19 protein-coding genes are annotated in these 20,944 nt (G+C 69.7%); 13 read left to right on the top strand and 6 right to left on the bottom strand.

The annotated features are described in order from the left end of the window. Positions 1–2 precede the first annotated feature (2 nt). From A9976_RS29230 to A9976_RS29205, 6 genes are all read left to right on the top strand, one after another. Positions 3–1,493 carry a sugar ABC transporter ATP-binding protein gene (locus A9976_RS29230; protein WP_183021865.1) on the top strand — a complete coding sequence of 497 codons (1,491 nt, stop codon included), beginning with the start codon at positions 3–5 and terminating at the stop codon, positions 1,491–1,493. A 63-nt stretch (positions 1,494–1,556) separates the two neighbouring features. Then, positions 1,557–2,618 carry a substrate-binding domain-containing protein gene (locus A9976_RS29225; RefSeq protein ID WP_183021864.1) on the top strand — a complete coding sequence of 354 codons (1,062 nt, stop codon included), beginning with the start codon at positions 1,557–1,559 and terminating at the stop codon, positions 2,616–2,618. Next, positions 2,615–3,379 (top strand): GolD/DthD family dehydrogenase, encoded by a 765-nt coding sequence (locus tag A9976_RS29220; protein WP_100566142.1) that lies wholly within the window; start codon positions 2,615–2,617, stop codon positions 3,377–3,379. The genes A9976_RS29225 and A9976_RS29220 overlap by 4 nt, the downstream gene beginning before the upstream one ends. 48 nt (positions 3,380–3,427) lie before the next feature. Further along, a complete protein-coding gene (locus A9976_RS29215) occupies positions 3,428–4,408 on the top strand; it encodes an ABC transporter permease (protein WP_016448253.1) in 981 nt (326 codons plus the stop codon). Positions 4,409–4,456: 48 nt separating this feature from the next. After that, entirely contained in the window at positions 4,457–5,578 is a 1,122-nt protein-coding gene (locus A9976_RS29210; RefSeq protein ID WP_183021863.1) for an alcohol dehydrogenase catalytic domain-containing protein, read from the top strand. A gap of 45 nt (positions 5,579–5,623) precedes the next feature. After that, positions 5,624–6,580 carry a sugar-binding transcriptional regulator gene (locus tag A9976_RS29205; protein ID WP_012206377.1) on the top strand — a complete coding sequence of 319 codons (957 nt, stop codon included), beginning with the start codon at positions 5,624–5,626 and terminating at the stop codon, positions 6,578–6,580. 35 nt (positions 6,581–6,615) lie between these two features. Here A9976_RS29205 and A9976_RS29200 read toward each other — a convergent pair whose 3' ends face one another. The 3 genes from A9976_RS29200 to A9976_RS29190 form a co-directional block, all read right to left on the bottom strand. After that, entirely contained in the window at positions 6,616–7,263 is a 648-nt protein-coding gene (locus A9976_RS29200) for a LysE family translocator (protein ID WP_013801705.1), read from the bottom strand. 106 nt (positions 7,264–7,369) lie between these two features. Continuing rightward, entirely contained in the window at positions 7,370–8,041 is a 672-nt protein-coding gene (locus tag A9976_RS29195; RefSeq protein ID WP_183021862.1) for a glutathione S-transferase, read from the bottom strand. A 100-nt stretch (positions 8,042–8,141) separates the two neighbouring features. Continuing rightward, positions 8,142–8,999 (bottom strand): LysR family transcriptional regulator, encoded by an 858-nt coding sequence (locus A9976_RS29190; protein WP_183021861.1) that lies wholly within the window; start codon positions 8,997–8,999, stop codon positions 8,142–8,144. A 110-nt stretch (positions 9,000–9,109) separates the two neighbouring features. Between A9976_RS29190 and bla the strand changes: the two genes are divergently transcribed. Then, positions 9,110–10,021, top strand: a complete 912-nt coding sequence (gene bla, locus A9976_RS29185) for a class A beta-lactamase (RefSeq protein WP_034367430.1) — start codon at positions 9,110–9,112, stop codon at positions 10,019–10,021. Positions 10,022–10,192: 171 nt separating this feature from the next. Here bla and argA read toward each other — a convergent pair whose 3' ends face one another. After that, on the bottom strand, positions 10,193–11,539 hold the full coding sequence (gene argA, locus A9976_RS29180) for an amino-acid N-acetyltransferase (RefSeq protein ID WP_183021860.1): 1,347 nt from the start codon (positions 11,537–11,539) through the stop codon (positions 10,193–10,195). 265 nt (positions 11,540–11,804) lie between these two features. Between argA and A9976_RS29175 the strand changes: the two genes are divergently transcribed. Genes A9976_RS29175 through A9976_RS29160 form a run of 4 tightly spaced genes read left to right on the top strand, consistent with a single transcriptional unit; the run spans position 11,805 to position 16,683 of the window. After that, a complete protein-coding gene (locus A9976_RS29175; protein ID WP_183021859.1) occupies positions 11,805–13,274 on the top strand; it encodes a TolC family protein in 1,470 nt (489 codons plus the stop codon). After that, a complete protein-coding gene (locus A9976_RS29170) occupies positions 13,271–14,320 on the top strand; it encodes an HlyD family secretion protein (protein ID WP_183021858.1) in 1,050 nt (349 codons plus the stop codon). The genes A9976_RS29175 and A9976_RS29170 overlap by 4 nt, the downstream gene beginning before the upstream one ends. 13 nt (positions 14,321–14,333) lie before the next feature. After that, the gene (locus A9976_RS29165; RefSeq protein WP_183021857.1) at positions 14,334–15,548 is read left to right on the top strand and encodes an ABC transporter permease; all 1,215 of its coding nucleotides are present in this window, start codon (positions 14,334–14,336) and stop codon (positions 15,546–15,548) included. A 1-nt stretch (position 15,549) separates the two neighbouring features. Continuing rightward, positions 15,550–16,683 carry an ABC transporter permease gene (locus A9976_RS29160; RefSeq protein WP_183021856.1) on the top strand — a complete coding sequence of 378 codons (1,134 nt, stop codon included), beginning with the start codon at positions 15,550–15,552 and terminating at the stop codon, positions 16,681–16,683. An 11-nt stretch (positions 16,684–16,694) separates the two neighbouring features. Here A9976_RS29160 and A9976_RS29155 read toward each other — a convergent pair whose 3' ends face one another. Then, the gene (locus A9976_RS29155; protein WP_183021855.1) at positions 16,695–17,903 is read right to left on the bottom strand and encodes an MFS transporter; all 1,209 of its coding nucleotides are present in this window, start codon (positions 17,901–17,903) and stop codon (positions 16,695–16,697) included. 51 nt (positions 17,904–17,954) lie between these two features. Next, complete coding sequence (locus A9976_RS29150; protein ID WP_183021854.1) at positions 17,955–18,953, bottom strand: LysR family transcriptional regulator; 999 nt, start codon at positions 18,951–18,953, stop codon at positions 17,955–17,957. Between the two features lie 76 nt (positions 18,954–19,029). Here A9976_RS29150 and A9976_RS29145 point away from each other — a divergent pair, with 76 nt between their 5' ends. Together A9976_RS29145 and A9976_RS29140 are read left to right on the top strand one after the other, a co-directional pair. Next, positions 19,030–19,914 carry an amidohydrolase family protein gene (locus A9976_RS29145; RefSeq protein WP_259649358.1) on the top strand — a complete coding sequence of 295 codons (885 nt, stop codon included), beginning with the start codon at positions 19,030–19,032 and terminating at the stop codon, positions 19,912–19,914. A gap of 26 nt (positions 19,915–19,940) precedes the next feature. After that, the gene (locus A9976_RS29140; protein ID WP_183021852.1) at positions 19,941–20,936 is read left to right on the top strand and encodes a tripartite tricarboxylate transporter substrate binding protein; all 996 of its coding nucleotides are present in this window, start codon (positions 19,941–19,943) and stop codon (positions 20,934–20,936) included. Positions 20,937–20,944 lie beyond the last annotated feature (8 nt).

Below are 20,944 nucleotides of genomic sequence, written 5' to 3'. Positions count from 1 at the left end.
CCATGGGCACCGGCACCGCACTGCTGCAGGCTCGCGGGGTGGCCAAGAGCTTCGGCGGCGTGCCTGCGCTGCGCAACGGCTGCCTTGAGCTGCAGGCCGGCAGCGTGCACGCGCTGTGCGGCGGCAATGGCGCAGGCAAGTCCACCTTCCTGAACATCGTGATGGGCCTGTTGCGGCGCGATGCCGGCGAGATATTGCTCAAGGGCCGGCCGGTGGATTTCGCCACGCCGCACGAGGCGCTGGCGCACCGCCTGTCCATCATCACGCAGGAGCTGTCGCCCATCCCGGGCATGAGCGTGGCCGAGAACATCTTCCTGGGCCGCGAGCCCCGGCGCGCCGGCGTGGTGGTCCGCCATGCCGCGCTGCTGGAGCAGGCGGATGCGCTGCTCAGGCAGCTGGGCTTCGATATCGATCCACGTGCGCAGATGGGCCGCCTGAGCCTGGCGCAGACCCAGTTGGTGGAGATTGCCAAGGCCCTGAGCCGGCAAAGCGAGCTGATCATCATGGACGAGCCCACCTCGGCCATCGGCGAAAGCGAGACCGCCATCCTCTTCGACGCGATACGCCGCGTGACCGCGCAGGGCGCCGGCATCCTCTACGTGTCGCACCGCCTGACGGAGATCTTCACCATTGCCGACAGCTACACGGTGTTCCGCGATGGCGGCTTCGTGCAGACCGGCGCGCTGGCCGATATCGACCGGCGGCAGCTGGTGAAGCTCATCGTGGGCCGGGAGGTCCGCGCTGCCGCCAGCGAGCGCAGGGCTGCGGCGCCGGGCGAGCCGCTGCTGTCGGTGCAGGGGCTCACGCGCCGGGGCGAGTTCGAGGACATCAGCCTGGACGTTGCCCGCGGCGAGGTGCTGGGCATCTACGGACTGATGGGATCGGGCCGCAGCGAATTCCTCAACTGCCTGTACGGCCTCACGCGCGCCGACCAGGGGCACGCGAGCCTGGGCGGACGGCCCCTGCCGCGCGGCAATCCGGCGGCGTCGATCAAGGCGGGCCTGGCCCTGGTGACCGAGGACCGCAAGGCCACGGGGCTGGTGATGAGCTCCTCGGTGCGCTTCAACGCCAGCTTGCCCGCACTGCCGGGCCTGCAGCGCGCCGGGGTGGTGGATGGCGCGGCAGAGCGCGTGCTGGTGGGCGGCCTGCTGCAGCGCCTGCGCGTGAAGCTGGCCAGCCCGGCCATGCCGGTCTCCGGCCTGAGCGGCGGCAACCAGCAGAAGGTGGTGCTGGCCCGTTGCATGGCCACCAACCCCGTCTGCCTGCTGTGCGACGAGCCCACGCGCGGCATCGACGAAGGCGCCAAGCGCGAGGTGTACGCCTTCCTGGCCTCGCTGGCCGCGCAGGGCCATGCCGTGGTTGTGGTGTCCTCCGAGGCGCCGGAGCTGCTGGAGCTGAGCGACCGCATCGCCATCTTCCGCAAAGGCCGGCTTGACCGCGTGGTGGCCGGCCACGGCATCACGCAGGAGGCGCTGATGCACCTCGCTTCCTGAGCCCGGGCGATGCCCGTGCAGCGTTTTTCCCCTTGCCTTTCACAACACACAGGAGACATGACCATGCCGTTTTTCCGCTTCACCACCGTGCTTGCAGCCGCGCTTGCCGGTGGGCTGTTACTGGCCGCAGCGCAGGTCCGGGCCCAGGCTCCGGCCCCGCTGTCGGCACCAGCACCAGCACCAGTACCAGCACCGGCCAAGCCCTACCGCATAGGCGCGGCCGTCTATGGGCTCAAGGGCGAGTTCATGCAGATGTGGACCAAGGAGCTGAAGGCGCATCCGGCCGTGAAGGACGGCACGGTGCAGATCACCGTGTTCGACGGCAACTACGACGCGCTGACGCAGAGCAACCAGTTCGACACCATGATCACGCAGAAGTACGACGGCATCCTCTTCGTGCCCATCGACCTGAAGGCGGGCGCGGCGCCCGTGCAGAAGGCGGTGAAGGCCGGCATTCCCGTGGTGGGCTCCAACACGCGCGTGCAGGGCGATGTGCTGACCTCCTACGTGGGCAATGACGATGTGGTGGCCGGCCGCATGCAGGCCGAGGCGCTGATGAAGGCCATCGGCGGCAAGGGCAATATCGTCGTCATCGAGGGGCCCATAGGCCAGTCGGCACAGATCGAGCGGGCGCGCGGCAATGACGAGGTGCTGTCCCGCCACAAGAACGTGAAGGTACTGGCGCGCAAGACCGCCAACTGGTCGCGCGCCGAGTCCATGGGCCTGATGGAGAACTGGCTGACCGCATTCCCGGGCCAGATACAGGGCGTGATCGCCCAGAACGACGACGAGGCCCTGGGCGCGGTGCAGGCCATCAAGACCAAGGGCATCGATATCAAGACCATCCCGGTGGTGGGCGTGGACGGCGTGGCCGCCGCCATCACGGCCGTCAAGCGCGGCGAGATGACCACCAATTTCCAGGATGCCCAGGCCCAGGCGCAGGGCGCGCTGGATGTGCTGCTGCGCCAGCTTGTCGGCCCGTCCTACCGGCCGCGCTCGGTGGTATGGAGCGAGTATGCCCAGGCCATGCCCTGGGGCGATGGCACGGCCAAATCCTACGAGGTGCCGTGGACCGCCATCGTGCCCGCCAATGCCGACGCCTTCTTGCAGAAGGTGCGCAAATGAGCGCCGACAGCCTGGAGCGGGACTTCGACGGCCGCACGGCCCTGGTCACCGGCGGCGCGGGCGGCATCGGCCTGGCGATTGCTCGGCAGCTCGCCGAAGGCGGTGCGCGTGTCGTCCTGGTGGACCTGGAGCGGCAGGCACTGGACGTGGCCGCTGCCAGCCTGGCGGAGCCCCGGCACCACCTGGCGCTGGCGGTGGATGTGACCAGGCCCGAGGGCGTGGAGCAGGCGGTGGCCACGGTGCTGGAGGCCACGGGCCGCATCGACATCCTGGTCAACAGCGCCGGCGTGGCGCTGCTGGAGCCGGCAGGCGAAGTCAGCGAGGCGGCCTGGGAGCGCACGCTGGCCGTCAACCTCACGGCGCCGCTGCTGCTGGCCCAGGCGGTGGCACCGGCCATGCGCCGCCAGCGCCACGGCCGCATCATCAACCTGGCCTCGCAGGCCAGCGTGGTCGCGCTCCGGCGCCATGCCGCCTATTGCGCCAGCAAGGCGGGCCTGGTGGGACTGACGCGCGTGCTGGCGCTGGAATGGGCGTCCGACGGCATCACCGTCAACGCCATCTCGCCGACGGTGGTGGACACGCCGCTGGGCCGCAAGGCCTGGGCCGGGCAGGTGGGGGAGGCCATGCGGGCACTCATCCCCACGGGCCGCTTTGCGCAGCCCGAGGAGGTGGCGCGGCTGGCCGTGTTCCTGGCCGGTACGCACGCCGGCATGCTGACGGGCGAGAACATCGTCATCGACGGGGGCTACTCCATCCAGTGAGCGGCCTGCCGGCCCCACGCCTTTCTTCCATCAACGCGGGAGTCCTCCATGACGAATCTTCAAGCCGCATCTTCGCCGCCGCTCTTGGGGCGGCGCGCGCTGGACCTGCGCAGCCTGCGCGAGCGCTACGGCGTGGTCATCGCGCTGGTTGCACTGTGCGCGGCGCTGGCGTTGGCCAACCCCCATTTCATGACCTGGGGCAACTGGGCCGACATCCTGCGCCAGACCTCCATCAACGGCATCCTGGCCATCGGCATGACCTGCGTGGTGCTGACGGCGGGCATCGACCTGTCGGTGGGCGCCATCCTGGCGCTGGCCGGCATGGTCGGCGCCTGGCTGGCGGCCGATGGCCAGGGGCTGGCGGTGAGCGTGGGCGCCGGGCTGGGCGTGGGCATGCTGCTGGGCGGCGTCAACGGCCTGCTGGTGGCCTGGTTCGCGGTGCCGCCCTTCGTGGCCACGCTGGGCATGCTCAGTGCGGCGCGCGGCCTGACCTACATCTACAACGACGGCATGCCGGTGTCCGAGCTGCCCGACGGCTTTCTTGCCATCGGCGCCGGCCAGCTGGGCCCCGTGCCCATGCCCATCGTGATCTTTGCCGTTGCCGTCGCGGTGTTCGCCTTCGTGCTGCGCTACACCGTGTATGGCCGCTACATCTACGCCGTGGGCGGCAACCTGCGCAGCGCCAAGACCAGCGGCATCAACACCCGCGCCATCGTGCTGCTGGTCTATGTGGTCAGCGGCCTGCTCGCGGGGCTGGCCGGCATTTTGCTGGCGTCGCGCACCACGGCGGCGCTGCCGCAGGCCGGCGTGTCCTACGAGCTGGACGCCATTGCGGCCGTGGTGATCGGCGGCACCAGCCTGTCGGGCGGCACGGGCAGCCTGGGCGGCACGGTCGTCGGCGCCCTGCTCATCGGCGTGATCAACAACGGGCTGAACCTGCTGGGCGTGTCCTCGTACTACCAGCAGCTGATCAAGGGCGTGATCATCGTCGGCGCCGTGCTGCTCGACAGTTCGCGCCGCAGGGCATGAAGCGCTGCGCCCACGTCCTGTCCACCATCTGCAACCCGGGAGAGTTCCATGCAAAACACCCTGCCTGATGCCGCCGGTACGAACATGCTGGCCGTGGTCTGCCACGGCCCCAGGGATTACCGGCTCGAACGCGTCGCGCGTCCGCAGGCCGGGCCGCGCGAGCTGGTCATCCGCGTGGCTTCCTGCGGCATTTGCGCGGGCGACTGCAAATGCTGGGCTGGCGCGCCGCGCTTCTGGGGAGATCCGGAAAAAGGCCGCCCCGCCTATGTGCGCCCGCCTGTGATCGCGGGCCACGAGTTCTGGGGCCATGTGGTGGAAGTGGGCGAGGGTGCCCAGGAGCACCACGGCGTGCAGCTGGGTGACCGGGTGATCGCCGAGCAGATCGTGCCCTGCCACGCCTGCCGCTATTGCAGGACCGGCTTTCGCTGGATGTGCGAGGTGCACGACGTCTACGGCTTCCAGGGCCAGGTGGCCGATGGCGGCATGGCCGAGTACATGCGCCTGTCCGCCCGCGCCGTGGTGCACCGGATTCCCGAGAGCGTGGCCTTCGAGGATGCGGCCATCACCGAGCCGCTGTCCTGCGCCATCCATGCCGTCAACCGCGGCGACATCCAGCTCGATGATGTGGTGGTGATCGCCGGCGCGGGCACGCTGGGCCTGCTCATGGCCCAGGTGGCGCGCCTGAAGACGCCGCGCCGGCTGGTGGTCATGGACCTGTCGGACCAGCGCCTGGCGCTGGCGCGCCGCTGCGGCGCCGACGTGACCATCAACCCCGCGCGCGAGGACGCCCGCGCCATCGTGCACGCACTGACCGACGGCTATGGCTGCGATGTGTACATAGAGACCACGGGCGCGCCCTCGGGCGTGACGCAGGGGCTGGACCTGGTGCGCAAGCTTGGCCGCTTCGTGGAGTTCAGCGTCTTCGGGCGCGAGACCACGGTGGACTGGTCCATCATCGGCGAGGAAAAGGAGCTGGACCTGCGCGGCGCCCACCTCAGCGCCCATTGCTACCCCATCGCCATCGACCTGCTGGCGCGCGGCCTGGTCACCTCCGAGGGCATCGTCACCCACCGCTATGCGCTGTCGGACTGGGAGAGCGCCATCCGGGTGGCCGATTCCATGGACTCGGTCAAGGTCCTGCTGCTGCCCCACGCTGGCGAGGCCCGGTGAGCGGCGCTACACTGCGCGCCTTTCCCGGCACCCTTGGAGGCACCCTTGACTGAAAGCGACCTGACGCGACTGGCGACCCTGTACTACGTCGATGGATGCACGCAGGACCAACTGTCCAAGGAGTTCGGCATCTCGCGCGCCACCGTCGGGCGGCTGCTGCGCCGCGCGCAGGAAGAGGGCATCGTCGAGATCCGCGTGCGGCCGCATTCGCTGGTGTCCGCCGACCTGGAGCGGCAGCTGACCGAGCGCTTTCACATCAAGCGCGCACTGATCGCGGTGGACCACAAGGATGCCGACCGGCAGCGCGAACTGCTGGCAGGGCTGGTGGCCAGCGAGCTGGAGCGCATCCTGGTCGATGGCTCCATCGTGGCCGTGGGCATGGGGCGCAACGTGTCCTCGGTCTCCGAGCACGCCCTGTCCGCCACACGGCGGGAATGCCACTTCGTCAGCGCCATCGGCGGCTCCTACCGTGGCGGGGAGGCGATGAACGCCGACCACATCGCGCGCCGCCTGGCCGCGCGCTTTGGAGGCAAGTCCGAATCGCTCTATGCGCCGGCCCTGGTGGGCGATCCGCAACTGCGCAAGGCGCTGCTGGACAACGACACCGTCAGGCACACCCTGGACAAGGCGCGCCGCGCCGACATCGCCCTCATCGGCGTGGGCGATGTCAGCGTGGACAGCAACATGGCCCGCATGGGCTGGTTTTCCGCGCAGGAGATCTCGGACGCACGCCGCGCGGGCACGGTGGGCGACATGATGGGCTACGACTTCATCGACATCCACGGCCAGCCGGCCGCAACCCCCATGCAGGACCGCGTCATCGGCCTGAGCCGCGAGGACCTGCTGCGCATACCCAACGTCATCGCCGTGGCGGCCGAATCCAGCAAGGTCACAGCCATCCTGGGCGCCCTGCGCACCGGCGCCATCGACACCCTGGCCACCACCACCGCCAACGCGGCGGCCGTGCTGCAGCTGGACGATGTCATGGGGACGACGCGCTGACGCCGTGGGGGAGGCGCGGCTCTTGGGCGGCGCGCCTAGTTCGACGCGCGGCGGTAGAAGGCCAGCGAGCCTGCCAGCGCCAGCAGCATGCCGCCGCACAGGCGGTCCAGCCACATCACGGCCCGCCCGCGCAGCAGCCGCGCGGCGCGTGATCCGGCGAAGGCATAGGCCAGCATCACCAGGAAATCGATGAGCGCGAACACCAGCGCAATGGCGATGTACTGCGGCGCCTGGGCGGCCGCCGGGTCGATGAACTGGGGCAGCAGGGCCGAGCAGAACAGGTAGCCCTTGGGATTGGTCACGGCGACCAGGAACGATTTGAACAGCACGGTGCGGGCGCTGTAGCCGTCGGCGCCGGCCTCTGCCTTGCCGTCGCCCTGGGGGGCCGACAGCGATCCGCCCTGGCTGCGCAGCATGCGCAGGCCCAGCCAGGCCAGGTAGGCCGCTCCCGCCCACTTGACCACCGAGAACCAGAACTCCGAGGCCGCCAGCAGGGCGCCCAGGCCCAGCGCGACAGCACCGACCAGCACGAAGTCCGACAGCACGGCGCCCAGCATGCCGGGCAGGGCGCGGCGCACGCCGTGGCGCGAGCCATTGGCCAGGGCCAGCAGCACGGTGGGGCCGGGGGTGATGATCGCGATCAGCGCGACCAGGGAGAAGACGAGCAGGGTGGCGAGGGTCATGTCGGCGAAGGCTCATGCGGTTGGCAACAGCCTGCCACTGTGCCAGCTTTGCCTGCCTTGCGCAGCCCCTGCCGACCCGGGGCAGGGCAAACGGGGCGGGCAGGCGTCAGTCGCTGCCCACGCCGCCGGCGGCAAAGACCGGGCCGCGCGTGCCGGGCACCCAGCCCGGGTAGGTTTCCATCACCTCGGCGAACAGGGCCGAGTCGATCCAGCGCTGCAGCCAGGCCTGCAGCTGCGGCCAGGGCTGCTCGTTCCATTGCGACTCGTCGATGCGCGCGTACTGGCGCACGAAGGGGCGCAGGGCCATGTCGGCCAGGCTGGGGTTCTGGCCGAACAGGTAGCCGGTGGCCTCCAGCTGGTCGTCCAGCTCGGCCAGCCAGGTCAGGGCATCGGCCTGGGCGTGGTTGACCTCTTCGGCCGTGTAGCGCTCGGGGTACTTGCAGCGGTCCAGGGCGTGCTTGAAAAAGCCGTCGTTGCGCTCGATCAGCGCCAGCATGTCCTGCAGCGAACCGCTGGTCGGTGCCAGCCAGCCGTCCGGGTCATTGGCGCGCAGCGCGTGCAGCATGACATCCAGGCTCTGCTCGATCACGCGGCCGTCCTCCAGCACCAGCACGGGCACCGTGCCCTTGGGCGATGCGTCGAGCAGCGCCTGCGGCTTGTTGCGCAGGTTGATTTCGCGCAGCTCGCAGGCCAGGCCGGCATGGGCCAGCGCCAGGCGGGCGCGGATGGCGTAGGGGCAGCGGCGAAACGAGTAGAGAACCGGCAGGGTCTGGGTCATGGAGCGGGGACGGGGCTAGGGGCTAGGGAGCAAAAGCGGCAGATGATAGCGCCGGGGCCAAAGTCAGGCGGCCTGCGGGTCTTGCCGCGGGCGTCCGTGGCTATTGCAGCTGCGCCAGCAGCCATTGCCTGAAGGTCTTGAGCGCCGCGCTGGGTGCGCGCGAGCGCAGATGTGTCAGCCAGTAGGCGCCCGTGTCCACCTCCTGCTCGAAGGGGCGCACCAGCCGGCCCTGCTGCAGCAGGTGCTGGAACATGCGCGCCGGCAGCAGGGCCACGCCCGCGCCCTGGGCCGCCGCCTCGGCCAGCGTCAGCGAGGAGTCGAACATGGCCCCGCGCGCCAGCGGCGCGCTCTGGTCCAGCGTGGCAAACCAGCTCTCCCATTCCTGCAGGCGGTACGAGCGCAGCAGCGTCTGCCCGGCCAGGTCGGCCGGCTGGCGCAGGCGCTGGGCCAGGGCCGGGGTGCACATGGGCGTCAAGGGCGCGCGCAGCAGCATTTCGGCGTGCGTGCCCGGCCAGGCACCGTCGCCGAAGCGCACGGCTGCATCCAGACCTTCGCCGGCAAGGTCCACGCGGTTGTTGTGCGTGAGCAATCGCAGGTCGATGTAGGGGTGCTGCTGCTGGAACTGCTCCAGCCGCGGAATCAGCCAGCCGATGGCGAAGGTGCCGACCACGCCCACGGTGAGGACCTCGCGCGGGCGCGGCTCGGCCACCTGCTGCAGCGAATGCTCTATGCGCGCAAAGCTCTCGGCCACGGCAGGCCACAGCGCATGGCCCTCGTCGGTCAGCGCCAGGCCGCGCGGCAGGCGCCGGAACAGCGGCTTGCCCAGGCGCTCCTCCAGGTTGCGGATGTGCTGGCTGACGGCGGCCTGGGTGACATGCAGCTCCTGGGCTGCCCGCGTGAGATTGAGATGGCGCGCGGCCGCATCGAACATGCGCAGGGCATTGAGGGGCAGTTGCATGGTGGAGCCAATAGTTTTTCTAAGGGATGCTGCCAATTATTCACGCTGGTCGCAGATTGGGCGCGGCGCTATCGTTGCGGTTGTCGATCTGCAACTGAAAAGGAAAAACAATGCAAAGACGCGATTTTCTGATGACGGGCGGCGCGGCCGCCTGGATGGCGGCCGGGCTGGCCGGCTGCGCCCTGCCATCAAAAAAACAGGGGGCTGCCGACCAGGCCTTCAGGACCGAACTGGCACGCATCGAGAAAAGTGTGGGCGGCCGGCTCGGCGTGGCCGTGCTGGAGGTGGAGTCGGGCGCCAGCGTGGACCACCGCGGCGACGAGCGCTTTGTCATGTGCAGCACCTTCAAGCTGCTGCTGGCCGCCCAGGTGCTGGACCGCGTGCAGCAGGGCGATGAGCGCCTGTCGCGCCGCGTGCACTACGCCAGCTCCCGGCTGGTCCCCTACTCGCCGGCCAGCGGCCCGCGTGCCGGTGATGGTGGCGGCATGACCATTTCCGAGCTGTGCGAGGCCGCCGTGGTGCTCAGCGACAACACGGCCGCCAACCTGCTGCTGGACGCCAGCGGCGGCCCGCAGGCGCTGACGCAGTGGCTGCGCGCCAGCGGCGACGAGACCACGCGCCTGGACCGCATGGAGCCCGAGCTCAACGAAGGCCTGCCCGGTGACGAGCGCGACACCACCACGCCCCTGGCCATGGTGCAAAGCATGCAGCGCCTGCTGCTGGGATCGGTGCTGGACGGCCATGGCCGCGCGCTGCTGCAGCAGTGGCTGGTGGCCAGCCGCACGGGCGACAAGCGCCTGCGCGCGGGTATGCCGGCCGGCTGGCGTGTGGGTGGAAAGACGGGCACCGGCGATCGCGGCACGGCCAACGATGCCGTCATCGCCTGGCCCACGCCGCAAAGCGCACCGCTGCTGGTGACCGGCTACCTCACCGAATGCCCGGCCGATGCGCCGCAGCGCGATGCGGCGCTGGCAGCGGCCGGCAAGGCGGCCGCACGCTGGCAGGCAGCAGTGCAAGGCTAAGTTGCGCCACCATGTCGCTTGATTTGGGCGATTTCAGAAAATTGGCGCGGCCTGAAGACGAGAGACACCGAGGAAGGGCCTGGGCCGGCCGCGCTGCCCCCGCACCGAGGGTGTCGCCGGCCGCCCGTATGCCCCCCTCGTGAGGGGGAAGGCGCACAGCGCCTCAGGGGGTTACAACTTCTTGACCAGGACCTGACTTTTGCGGTCCCAGTTGTACTTGGCCTTGCGCGCCTCGGGCAGCCAGTCGGGGTCCACGGGCTGGAAGCCGCGCTTGATGAACCAGTGCATGGTGCGCGTGGTCAGCACGAACAGGCTGTCCAGGCCCTGGGCCTTGGCGCGCTGCTCTATGCGCTTGAGCAGCTTCTCGCCATCGCCCGTGCCCTGGCTCTTGGGCGAGACGGTGACGGCCGCCATCTCGGCCGTCCTGGCGCTGGGATAGGGGTAGAGCGCGGCGCAGCCGAAGATCACGCCATCGTGTTCGATGATGGTGTAGTGGGCGATGTCGCGCTCGATCTCGGTGCGGCTGCGCTTGACCAGGGTGCCGTCCTTCTCGAAGGGCTCGATCAGCTGGATGATGCCGGCCACGTCGTCGGGCGTGGCCTCGCGCAGCTCCTCCAGCTTCTCGTCGATCACCATGGTGCCGATGCCGTCGTGCACATAGATCTCCAGCAGCAGGGCGCCGTCGATCGCAAAGGGCAGGATGTGGCTGCGCTCCACGCCGTGCTCGCAGGCATGCACGCAGTGCTGCAGGTAAAAGCCCGTGTCCGTGGGCTGCTCGGGCGTGGGCAGCTCGGCCAGCATGCGGCGGGCCGTGGCCAGCGGCAGCTCGGTGTCGATGGGGTTGGTCTCGTCGGCCGGGCCCGTGGGGTCCATGCGGATGCCCGGCACCTCGGTCATGAAGATCAGCTTGTCGGCCTTCAGCTCGATGGCCACGCGCGTGGCCACCTCTTCCATGCTCAGGTTGAAGGCCTCGCCGGTGGGCGAGAAGCCGAAGGGCGACATCAGCACCATGGCATCCATGTCCAGGGCGCTGCGGATGCCGCTGACATCGACCTTGCGCACCAGGCCCGAATGCTTGAAATCCACGCCGTCCACGATGCCCACGGGCCGCGCCGTGAGGAAGTTGCCCGAGATCACCCGCACCCGCGCGCCGGCCATGGGCGTGTTGGGCAGGCCCTGGCTGAAGGCGGCCTCGATCTCGTAGCGCAGCTGGCCGGCGGCTTCCTGGGCGCAGTCCAGCGCCACGGAGTCGGTGATGCGCACGCCGCGCGAGTACTGGGCCTCGTGGCCCTTGGCGGCAAGCTGTTCGTTGACCTGGGGACGGAAGCCATGGACCAGCACGATCTTCACGCCCATGGCCTGGATCATGGCCAGGTCCTGGACGATGGAGCCGAGCTTGCCCGATGCGATGGCCTCGCCCGTCAGTCCCACCACAAAGGTCTGGTGTCGGAACTTGTGGATATAGGGAGCCACGGACCGGAACCAGGGGACGAAGGTGAAGTTGAAGACGGTGGACATGGTGGTCAGTCGGGGCATCGGGCCGATGCCGGGCAGAAAAAAAAGGCCTGCGTACAGGTCCGCCAGGACCTGCTCGCGCAGGCAGGCGCCAGTGTAGCGGCATGGCGCGGCACCTGCGCACAGAAATGGGATGGAACGCCAGGCAAATCGGCCCTGCTGCACAGTGCCGGGGGCACAAGGCACAGGACCTTGTCCGACGGGAGCGCGCCTGCAAGCCCGTGTAAGCTTCGCCACCATCGGTGAACCACGCAAGGCGCCCCCATTCATGCCATTGAGCGCTCCCACGTTTTTTCCGTTGCTTGCACGGCCCGCGCGCCTTGTGCCGTGGCTGGCGGCGCTGGGCATGGCCGCAGGGGCGGCCCAGGCTGCAGGTGAGGCTCCGGCCTCCCAGGCTGCCGCCGCGATGAGCTTCGTGCAGGCCCGCCAGGCGCTGCTGCAGGGCTCCGACCAGCTGGCCGCCTCGGCCAATGCCGTGGAAAGCGCGCGCCTCAGACGCCAGGGTACGCAGGGGCTGGGCGGGCCTTCCGTGGCCATCACGGGCCTGGGCTACCGCTACTCGGCCAATGCCGACATCGATCTCGATCCTGCGCGGCGCACCCTGGACGGCGTCCTCGGCCAGCTGCCGCCCTCGGTGGGGCCGGCCATTCCCTCGCTGCCGCAACTGCCCACCTCCTATGCCTTGCAGCGCAAGAGCACGAATGCCTCGGCCAGCCTGTCCCTGGTCTGGCCGCTGTACCTGGGCGGCCTGTCCGATGCGGTGCGCAGCGGCCTGGACGCTGCCACCGACGAAGCCCTGGCCGATGCCGCCAGCAGCAGCCACGCCCTGCATTCGCTGCTGGTGCAGCGCTACTTCGGGGCCCAGCTGGCCGAGCGGGCCGCACGGCTGCGCGAGCGTGCGCTTGAAGGCGTGCGCGTGCATGACACGGCGGCGCAAAGCATGCTCAAGGAGGGCGTGATCTCCCGGCTGGAGCGCCTGCAGGCCCGGGCCGCGCTGGCCGACGCCGAGCAGCAGGCACGCAAATCGCGCGACGACGCAGACCTGGCCGCAGCGGCGCTGGCGCGCACGGTCAAGGCGCAGCGGCAGGTGCTGCCCAGCACGCCGCTGTTCGTCAGCAGCCGGCCCTTGCCGCCGCTGGACGGCTTCGTCGCCGCGGCCCAGTCGCACCATCCGGGTCTGGACAAGGTCCAGGCCAAGAAGCGCCAGGCCGAGTCCCTGCACGATGCCCAGGAGGCGCTGCGCCGGCCGCAGCTGCTGGCCTTCGGTTCGCGCGAGGTCAACACCAGCGGCAAGCCCAACTGGGTGGCAGGCGTGGCCGTGCGCTGGACGCTGTGGGACAGCATCGACCGCGATGCGCTGGCCGCCTCCTCGCAGCGCAAGATCGAGCAGGCCGAGCTGACCCAAGCCCAGGCGCTCAGCGACATCGCGCTGCTGGTCGAGAAGAACTGGCTGGGCGTGGAGCAGGCACGCCGCCAGTACCAGGCCCAGCAGGCCCAGGAGGATCTTGCGCGCGAGCTGCTGCGGCTGCGCGAGGCCGGCCTGCGGGAAGGCACCAGCACCACGCTGGACCTGATCGATGCCAGCCTCAATCTCGCCAAGGTCCAGACCCAGCGTGCCGAACTGGCCAACCAGTATGTGCAGGCCCTGGCCGCACTGCTGGAGAGCACGGGCCAGAGCGAGGAATTCGACCGATTCATGGCCCAGGCCGACATACAGATCCCACCCGACGCACCATGAGCACAGCCACGCCCGACCATCCCCGCAGCGCCCCCGAAGTACCCGGCCCCGCGCCCGTGCCGCCGGGGCGCAGGCGCCCCTGGCTGGCCCTGGCCATCGTGCTGGCCGTGCTGCTGCTCGTGGCCTGGGGCTTTTGGCGTGCGGCGCAGCCCGCCCCCCTGTATTTCCAGGGCCAGATGGAGGCACGCGAGACCGACATCGCGCCCAAGGTTACGGCGCGCATCGCCAAGGTGCGGGTCACCGAAGGCCAGAAGATCCAGCCCGGCGATCTGCTGGTGGAGATGGACAGCCCCGAGGTGCGCGCCAAGCTGGCCCAGGCCGAGGCCGCGCGCGATGCCGCCCAGGCCCAGGCCGACAAGGCGCAGGCCGGCGCCCGCCCGCAGGAAGTGCAGATGGCGCGCCTGAACTGGCAGCGCGCCCAGACGGCCGCCGACCTGGCCCAGACCTCGCTGCGCCGCGTGCAAAGCCTGTTCGACCAGGGACTGGTTGCGGCCCAGAAGCGCGATGAAGCCGATGCCAACTGGCGCGCCTCGCGCGACCAGGCGCTGGCTGCGCGTGCGCAGTATGAAATGGCGGCATCGGGCGCGCGCCAGGAGGATCGCAGCGCTGCCCAGGCCCAGGCACGCCAGGTGCAGGGCGTGGTCGCCGAGGTGGAGGCCGCGCGTGCCGAGACCGAGCTGCGCAGCCCCGTGGGCGGCGAGGTGGTCCAGGTGCTGGCCCGCCAGGGCGAGCTGTCCCCGCAGGGTGTGGCCGTGGTCACCGTGGTGGACCTGGCCGACCAGTGGGTGGTGCTCAATGTGCGCGAGGACCAGCTTGCACGCTTTGCCCAGGGCAGCCGCTTCACCGGCCGCCTTCCGGGCCTGGACAACCGCGAGGCCGGCTTCGAGGTCTACTACCTGGGTGTGCTGCCCGACTTCGCCACCTGGCGCGCCACGCGCGCCGGCCAGGGCTTCGATGCGCGCACCTTCGAGGTCCGCGCGCGGCCGCAGCAGCCCATTGCAGGCGCGCGGCCCGGCATGAGCGTGGTCGTGGAAGGCGGCCGTTGAGCGGCCGGCGGCAGTGAGCGCGAACCCGCCCACGGCCTTTGCCGCCAGCCTGCGGCGCGAATGGCGTCTGCTGCGCGGGCGGCCCTGGGACCTGGCCATGGTCAGCTGGGTGCCGCTGCTGGCGCTGCTGCTCATGGTCTGGATCTTCTCGGCAGGACTGGTCCAGCGCCTGCCCGTCGCCGTCTGGGACCAGGACCACAGCGCCCTGTCGCGCCAGCTGGTGCGCATGCTGGACGCCACGCCGGGCCTGGCCGTGCAGTCGCAGGCGCTCAATGCCTCGGAGGCGCAATGGGCGCTGCAGTCCATGAATGCCTACGCCGTGGTGCAGATCCCGCCCGGCTTTGCGCGCGACATCAAGCGGGGCCAGGGGGCCGACGTGGTGCTCATGCACAACGCCCAGCTGGCCACGCATTCCAGCCTGATCCAGCGCGACCTGCGCCAGGTGGTGGGAACGCTGTCGGCCGGCGTGGAAATGCAGGCCCGTGCCAAGCGCGGCGACCCGGCCCAGGCGCTGCGCGTGCGCATGGAGCCCATACGCACCAATCTGGTGTCGCTGTTCAACATCTCCACCAATTACGAGCAGTTCCTGGCGGCGGCGCTGATTCCCGCGCTGCTGCACATCCTGGGCATGACGGCCGGCGCCTGGTCCGTGGGGCGCGAGCTGCGCGACCGCACGCTGGGCCAGTGGATGGCCGAGGCTGCGGGCCCGCGAAAGCCCGGCTGGAGCGCCATTGCGGGCGCCTTGGCGGGCAAGCTGGCACTGTCCTGGGCCAGCCTGGGCCTGGGCGGTACGCTGGCCATGCTGTGGCTCACGGCCGGACGGGGCTGGCATCCGGGGCAGGGCGCTGCCAGCCTGGCCTGGGTGGCGCTGGCCCTGCTGCTGCTGATCGCCGTGAGCCTGGCGGCCGGGGCGCTGCTGGCGGCGCTCACGCTGTCGCTGCGCACGGCGCTGTCGGGCGCAGGCCTGCTGTCGGCGCCGGCCTTTGCGTTCAGCGGCGTGGGTTTTCCGCTGCTGGCCATGCCGGATTCGGCACGTGCCTGGGCCCTGTCCATGCCCTATACCCACTATGCGCGGCTGCAGATAGAGCAGTTGCAGATGGGCGCACCCATCGTGCAAAGCCTGCCCGTGGTGGCCGGGCTGCTGCTGGCGGCGCTGGTGCTGCTGCTGTTGGCGACGGCAGGCCTGGCGCGCGGCCTTTCCCGCCCCGACAAATGGGGAGGGCGTTGAGATGGCCAGGGGCTTTGCGCGCGACTTCATCAGTGCCCTGCGTGCCGTGTTCGGCGACGTGGGCGTGCTCATGCTGCTGGTGGGCGCGCCCGTGCTCTACGGCTTCTTCTATCCCTGGTTCTACGGGCAGGAGGTCGTGCAGCGCGTGCCCGTGGCCGTGGTACAGCACGACGGCAGCGGCCTGGCACGCCAGATGCTGCGCTTTGCCCAGGCCAGCCCGCGCATCGAGGTGGCCCTGGTCACGGGCGACGAAGCCCAGGCGCAGCAGGCCCTGCTGGATGGCCGCGTCATGGGCTACGCGCTGCTGCCGCGCGACCTCAAGCGCCGCGTGGTGCGCAGCGAAGAGGCCGTGGTCCCCGTCTATGCCAACGGCGCCTATCCGCTGGCCGCCAAGCAGGTGCAGTACGGCTTTGCCGAGGCCTTCGGCACGGTCTCGGCAGGCGTGGAGCTGCGGCGCCTGACGGCCGGCGGACAGAGCGCACTGCAGGCCCAGGCCAGCCGCTCGCCCGTCAACCTGCAGATGCAGGCCCTGTTCAATCCGACGGAAGGCTACGGCAGCTTCGTCGTCGCCGCCGTGGCCATCATCATCCTGCAGCAGACACTGCTCATGGGCGGCGCGCTGCTGGTGGGAACCTGGCGCGAGCAGGGATTGGACAGGGCGCCGGCACGCACCTGGCTGGCGCGGCTGCTGGCGCTGTGCACGCTGGGCTGGCTCTCGGGCCTGTACTACTTCGGCTGGATCTTCGTCTGGCACGACTATCCGCGCGGCGGCAATCCCTGGGGCGCGCTGGCACTGCTGGCCGTCTTCGTCCCGGCCGTGGCGGGAGCGGCGGCGCTGCTGGGCTGGTGGCTGGCCAACCGCGAGCGCGCCATGCAGGTGGTGCTGTTCACCTCCATCCCGCTGGCCTTCGTCGGCGGCTTCAGCTGGCCGGCCGAGGCCCTGCCGCAGCTGCTGCAGGCGTTGCGCTGGCTGTCGCCCAGCACGGCCGCCATCCAGGCCTCGCTGCGCCTGAACCAGGCCGGCGCCCCGCTGGATGCGGCGCTATGGCATCTGTCCGTGCTGCTGGCCCTGGCGCTGCTGGGCTGGGTGGCCGTGCTCTGGCTGGGCAGCCGCCGTGCGGGCCCTGCCGATTGACCGGTCGGGCTTCAGGCCGGTGCGCCCGTCCCGCGCGAGCGCAGGCCCTGCACCGCCAGCATGACCAGTACCACGCCCACGATGGGCAGCATCCAGGTGTTGATGCCGTCCCAGCCGGCCGTGTGCAGCAGCTGGCCTGAGCCGAACGAGGCCACGGCCACGGTGCCGAAGACCAGGAAGTCATTGAGGGCCTGCACCTTGGCGCGCTCGGCAGGGCGGTAGCACTCGGTCACCATGGCCGTGGCGCCGATGAAGCCGAAGTTCCAGCCCACGCCCAGCAGCACCAGGGAGCCCCAGAAGTGCAGCAGCTCCAGCCCCATCAACGCCATCAGGGCCGAGGCGGCGATCATCACCAGCCCCAGCGCCGTGATGCGGCGCTTGCCAAAGCGCGCGATCAGCCGGCCCGTGAAGAAACTGGGCGCGAACATGGCCAGCACATGCCACTGGATGCCCAGCGCCGCCTCGCCCACCGTGTGGCCGCAGCCCACCATGGCCATGGGCGCGGCCGTCATCAGAAAGGCCATCAGCCCGTAGCTGACCACGCCTGCCGAGGCGGCCACGATGAACTGTGGCGTGCGCGCAATCTCGGCCAGCGGCCGGGCCTCGCCCGCCGCGGCGCGGGCCTGGGGCGGCGGCAGCTTCAGGCCCAGCAGCAGCGGCAGGGCCAGCAGGGCGAGCACGGCCTGGCTGTAGAAGCTGCCTGCGAACGGCGTCATGGGCAGTGCGTCGCGCGTCCAGATCACCACCTGCGGGCCGATGATGGCCGCGATCAGCCCGCCGATCATCACGCGCGAGATGGCGCGCGCCTGCTCGGCGGGGTCGGTCATGGCGTCGGTGGCGGCAAAGCGGTAGCTCTGCACGCAGGCCGCGTAAAAGCCCGCCAGCGCCGTGCCTATGCAGAAGGTCACGAAATCGGAGTGCGCAATGCCCTGGGCCGCGATCACGCCCGAGACCACGCCCAGGATGGCGCCCAGCACATAGGCCGTGCGCCGCCCCATGCGCTGCATCAGCCAGGCCGCAGGCAGCGTGGACAGCGCCAGGCCCAGCTGGTAGATGCTGACCGGCAGCGTGGTGGCCGTGGGATTGGTGGACAGCTGCTGCCCGACCAGGCCGCCCAGCGAAATGATGATGGGCGGCGACGCGCCCCCCAGCGATTGCGCGGCCACGAGCAGGCCGAGGTTGCGGCGCTGCAGCGCTGGAGTGTGTTGTTCTGGTGTCATGGCTTGTGCGGCGGAAAGACCGCATCTTCACCGAAAAGCATGAGGGCTGGGTTAAGCGTTGTTCCGCGTGCCTGCCCTGTCCAGGCGCTGCTGGAGCAGGGATTTGCTGTACGCCTCCTGGAAGATCTGGTGGATCAGCTCCCTGAACCATTTGTGCCCCGCGTCATGGTCGTTGCGCGGATGCCAGACGGCGTCGATGGACAGGGCCAGCTCGGGCAGGGGCATGGGGCGCGCCACGCAGTTGGAGCCGGACAGCACGCTGTGCATCCAGTGCGCGGGCATGGCGGCCACCAGGTCGGTGGATTCGATGACGGGCACCATGCCCAGCCAGGTGGGCACCTGGAACATCACGCGCCGCGCCAGCCCGCGCTCGGCCAGGAGTTCGTCCACGATGCTGCTGCCCACGCCCGTGACCTTCAGGTGGCCCTGCTCCAGGTATTTCTCCAGTGTGAGCGGGGCGGCGGCGGCCGGGTGGTCCTTGCGCATCAGCACCATCCACTGGTCGTCCAGCAGGCGCCGTGACGCCGACAGCACCGAGCGCCCGCGCGAGACGGAAAGGCGGATTTCCACGCCTTCGTACTCGACGCGGTCCGAGGGCTGGCGGCCGTCGAAGGACTGCACCGACAGGCTGATGCCGGGCGCCACCGCACGCAGATGGATGCACAGCTGCGGGAGCAGCAGCACGCCCACGTAGTCGGACAGGCGCAGGTGGAAATTGCGCCGCGCCGTGGCCGGATCGAAGCCCTTGCTGACCTCGATGGCGCTTTCGATCTCGCTGAAGGCCTTGCGGAAGCTGCGCGCCAGGCGCACGGCCTCGGGCGTGGGCGCCATGCCTTCGGCCGTGCGCAGCAGCAGCGGGTCGTTGAACTGGGTGCGCAGCCGGCGCAGCGCGTGGCTGACGGCCGAGGAGGTGATGCCCAGCCGCGCGGCGGCCTTGCCCACGCTGCGCTCTTCCACCAGGGCCTCGAAGATCACCAGCAGGTTGAGGTCGATGCTGCGCAGGTTGACCGGAGCCCGGGGCGCGCCGTCTGCATGTTGAATGCTGTTCATTTTGATGATGACAAAGATGAGCTTGACTGAATTTTATGTGCGTCACGACAATGCACCAGCTTTGAAATGAATGCCCATGAATTCACCCAGTTTCAACCGTTGCGCCGGTGATCACCATGCAGTCGAAAATCCAGCGGAACAATATCTGTTTCCGAAAAATTCCTGCGATACCCATTTTCATGTATTTGGTCATTCCGATGAATTTCCATTGATTGCCGAACGTGCCTATACCCCGGCAATCGCCTCCATGGCGGATTACTGGAAAACATTCTGTCCCTTGGGCGTGGAAAAATGCGTTCTGGTCCAGCCGAGCGTGTATGGCCGCGACCATGGCCTGCTCAGGAAGACGCTGCGCCAGGCCGATGCGGGGCGCATGCGCGGCGTGGCGGTCATCCATGAGGACACGCCGGATGCCGAGATCGAGGAACTGCACGCCCTGGGTGTGCGCGGCGCACGGTGCAATGCGCTGTTTCCCGGCGGAGTCTCCGTCTCCAGCCTGCAGGCCGTGGCCGACCGTATCCGGGGCCTGGGCTGGCACATGCAGCTGCTGGTGAATGTGGATGACGACCCGGACCTGGTGCCGCGCGTGGCCGATATGGGCGTGGCCGTGGTGGTGGATCACTTCGGCCACCCGTCGCGCCAGCTGGGCGCCGGCGGGCCGGGCAGCCGCAACCTGCAGGCGCTGATGAAGGAAGGGCGGGCCTGGGTGAAGTTCTCGGGCGCCTACCGGATATCGGAGACGGCATCGGCCGTGGACCCTGCCGTCGTCCCCATCGCACATGCCCTGGTACAGGCCAATCCGCATCGGATTGTGTGGGGGTCGGATTGGCCGCACCCCGGAATCAACGCCCATTCCCATTCAGGGATTGAACTGGCGCAGGCATTGATGGAATGGGTTCCGGAAGAATACAGGCAAGCGGTATTGGTCGAGAATCCCGCCGTCCTGTATTGGGGTCATTGATTTTCAAATAGCAGGAGACAGAGAAAATGAATCGAATCACATCGGGCCGCAGAGGCTTTATCCGCACGGCGGCATCTTTCGCGGCGCTGGCTGCGGCATCGGCTGCATCGGCAGTGCAGGCGCGCGCATTTCCGGCCAAGCCGCTCACGCTGGTCGTGCCCTTTGCGCCGGGCGGCAATGTGGACATCGTGGCCCGCACGCTGGGCATTCCGCTGGCCCGGCATGCGGGGCAGTCCGTGATCGTGGACAACCGTGCGGGCGGCGGTGGTGCCGTGGGTTCGGGCTGGGTGGCGCGTGCCGAGCCGGACGGGCATACGCTGCTGGTGGCCACGCCGGGCCAGTTGGGCACCTTGCCCGAGATGATCAAGCTACCCTACCGTGCCGACAGCTTTGCGCCCATTGCCGTGGTCAGCCGCACGCCCGTGGTCGTGGTGGTGCGCGCCAACGACGCGCGCTTCAAGACCGCTGCCGATTTCATCAAGGCGATGAAGGCCAGGGATGGCAGCGTGACCGTGGGCCATGCCGGCCCGGGCTCGCCCAATCACCTGGCCGTGCTGCAGCTGGAAGATGCCGTGAAGGTGCGCGTCAATCCCGTGCCCTACAAGGGATCGGGGCCGGCCCTGGTCGATCTGATCGGCGGGCAGATCGACGCCGTGGTGGACCAGATCACCAGCTCCACGCCGCATATCAAGAGCGGCGCCCTGCGCGCGCTGTTCGTGCTGGGGCCGCGCGCCGGGGGCGGGCTGGCCGATGTGCCCGACCTGGCCCAGCTGGGCCTGCCGGTATTCGATGCCACCACCTTCGTGGGCGTGTTCGCGCCCAAGGGTGCGCCCACGGCCAGCGTGGACAGCCTGTATGGCTGGATCTCCCAGTCTGTGGCCGACCCGGAGTTCAGCCGCCTGATCCGCGAGCTGGGCAGCGAGCCCTTCCCGGCCAGCGCGGCCGTGCTGCAGCGCCTGGTCAGCGAAGAAGCCGCGCTGGCGGCGCGGCTGACCCGGCAGGGGCGCCTGCGCGCGGAGTAGCCGCCGCG

Source organism: Delftia sp. UME58 (assembly GCF_014170385.1).
Taxonomy (GTDB): domain Bacteria; phylum Pseudomonadota; class Gammaproteobacteria; order Burkholderiales; family Burkholderiaceae_C; genus Comamonas; species Comamonas acidovorans.
The sequence above is the reverse complement of the archived record's forward strand: the minus strand, read 5'-3'. Positions and strand labels throughout refer to the sequence as shown.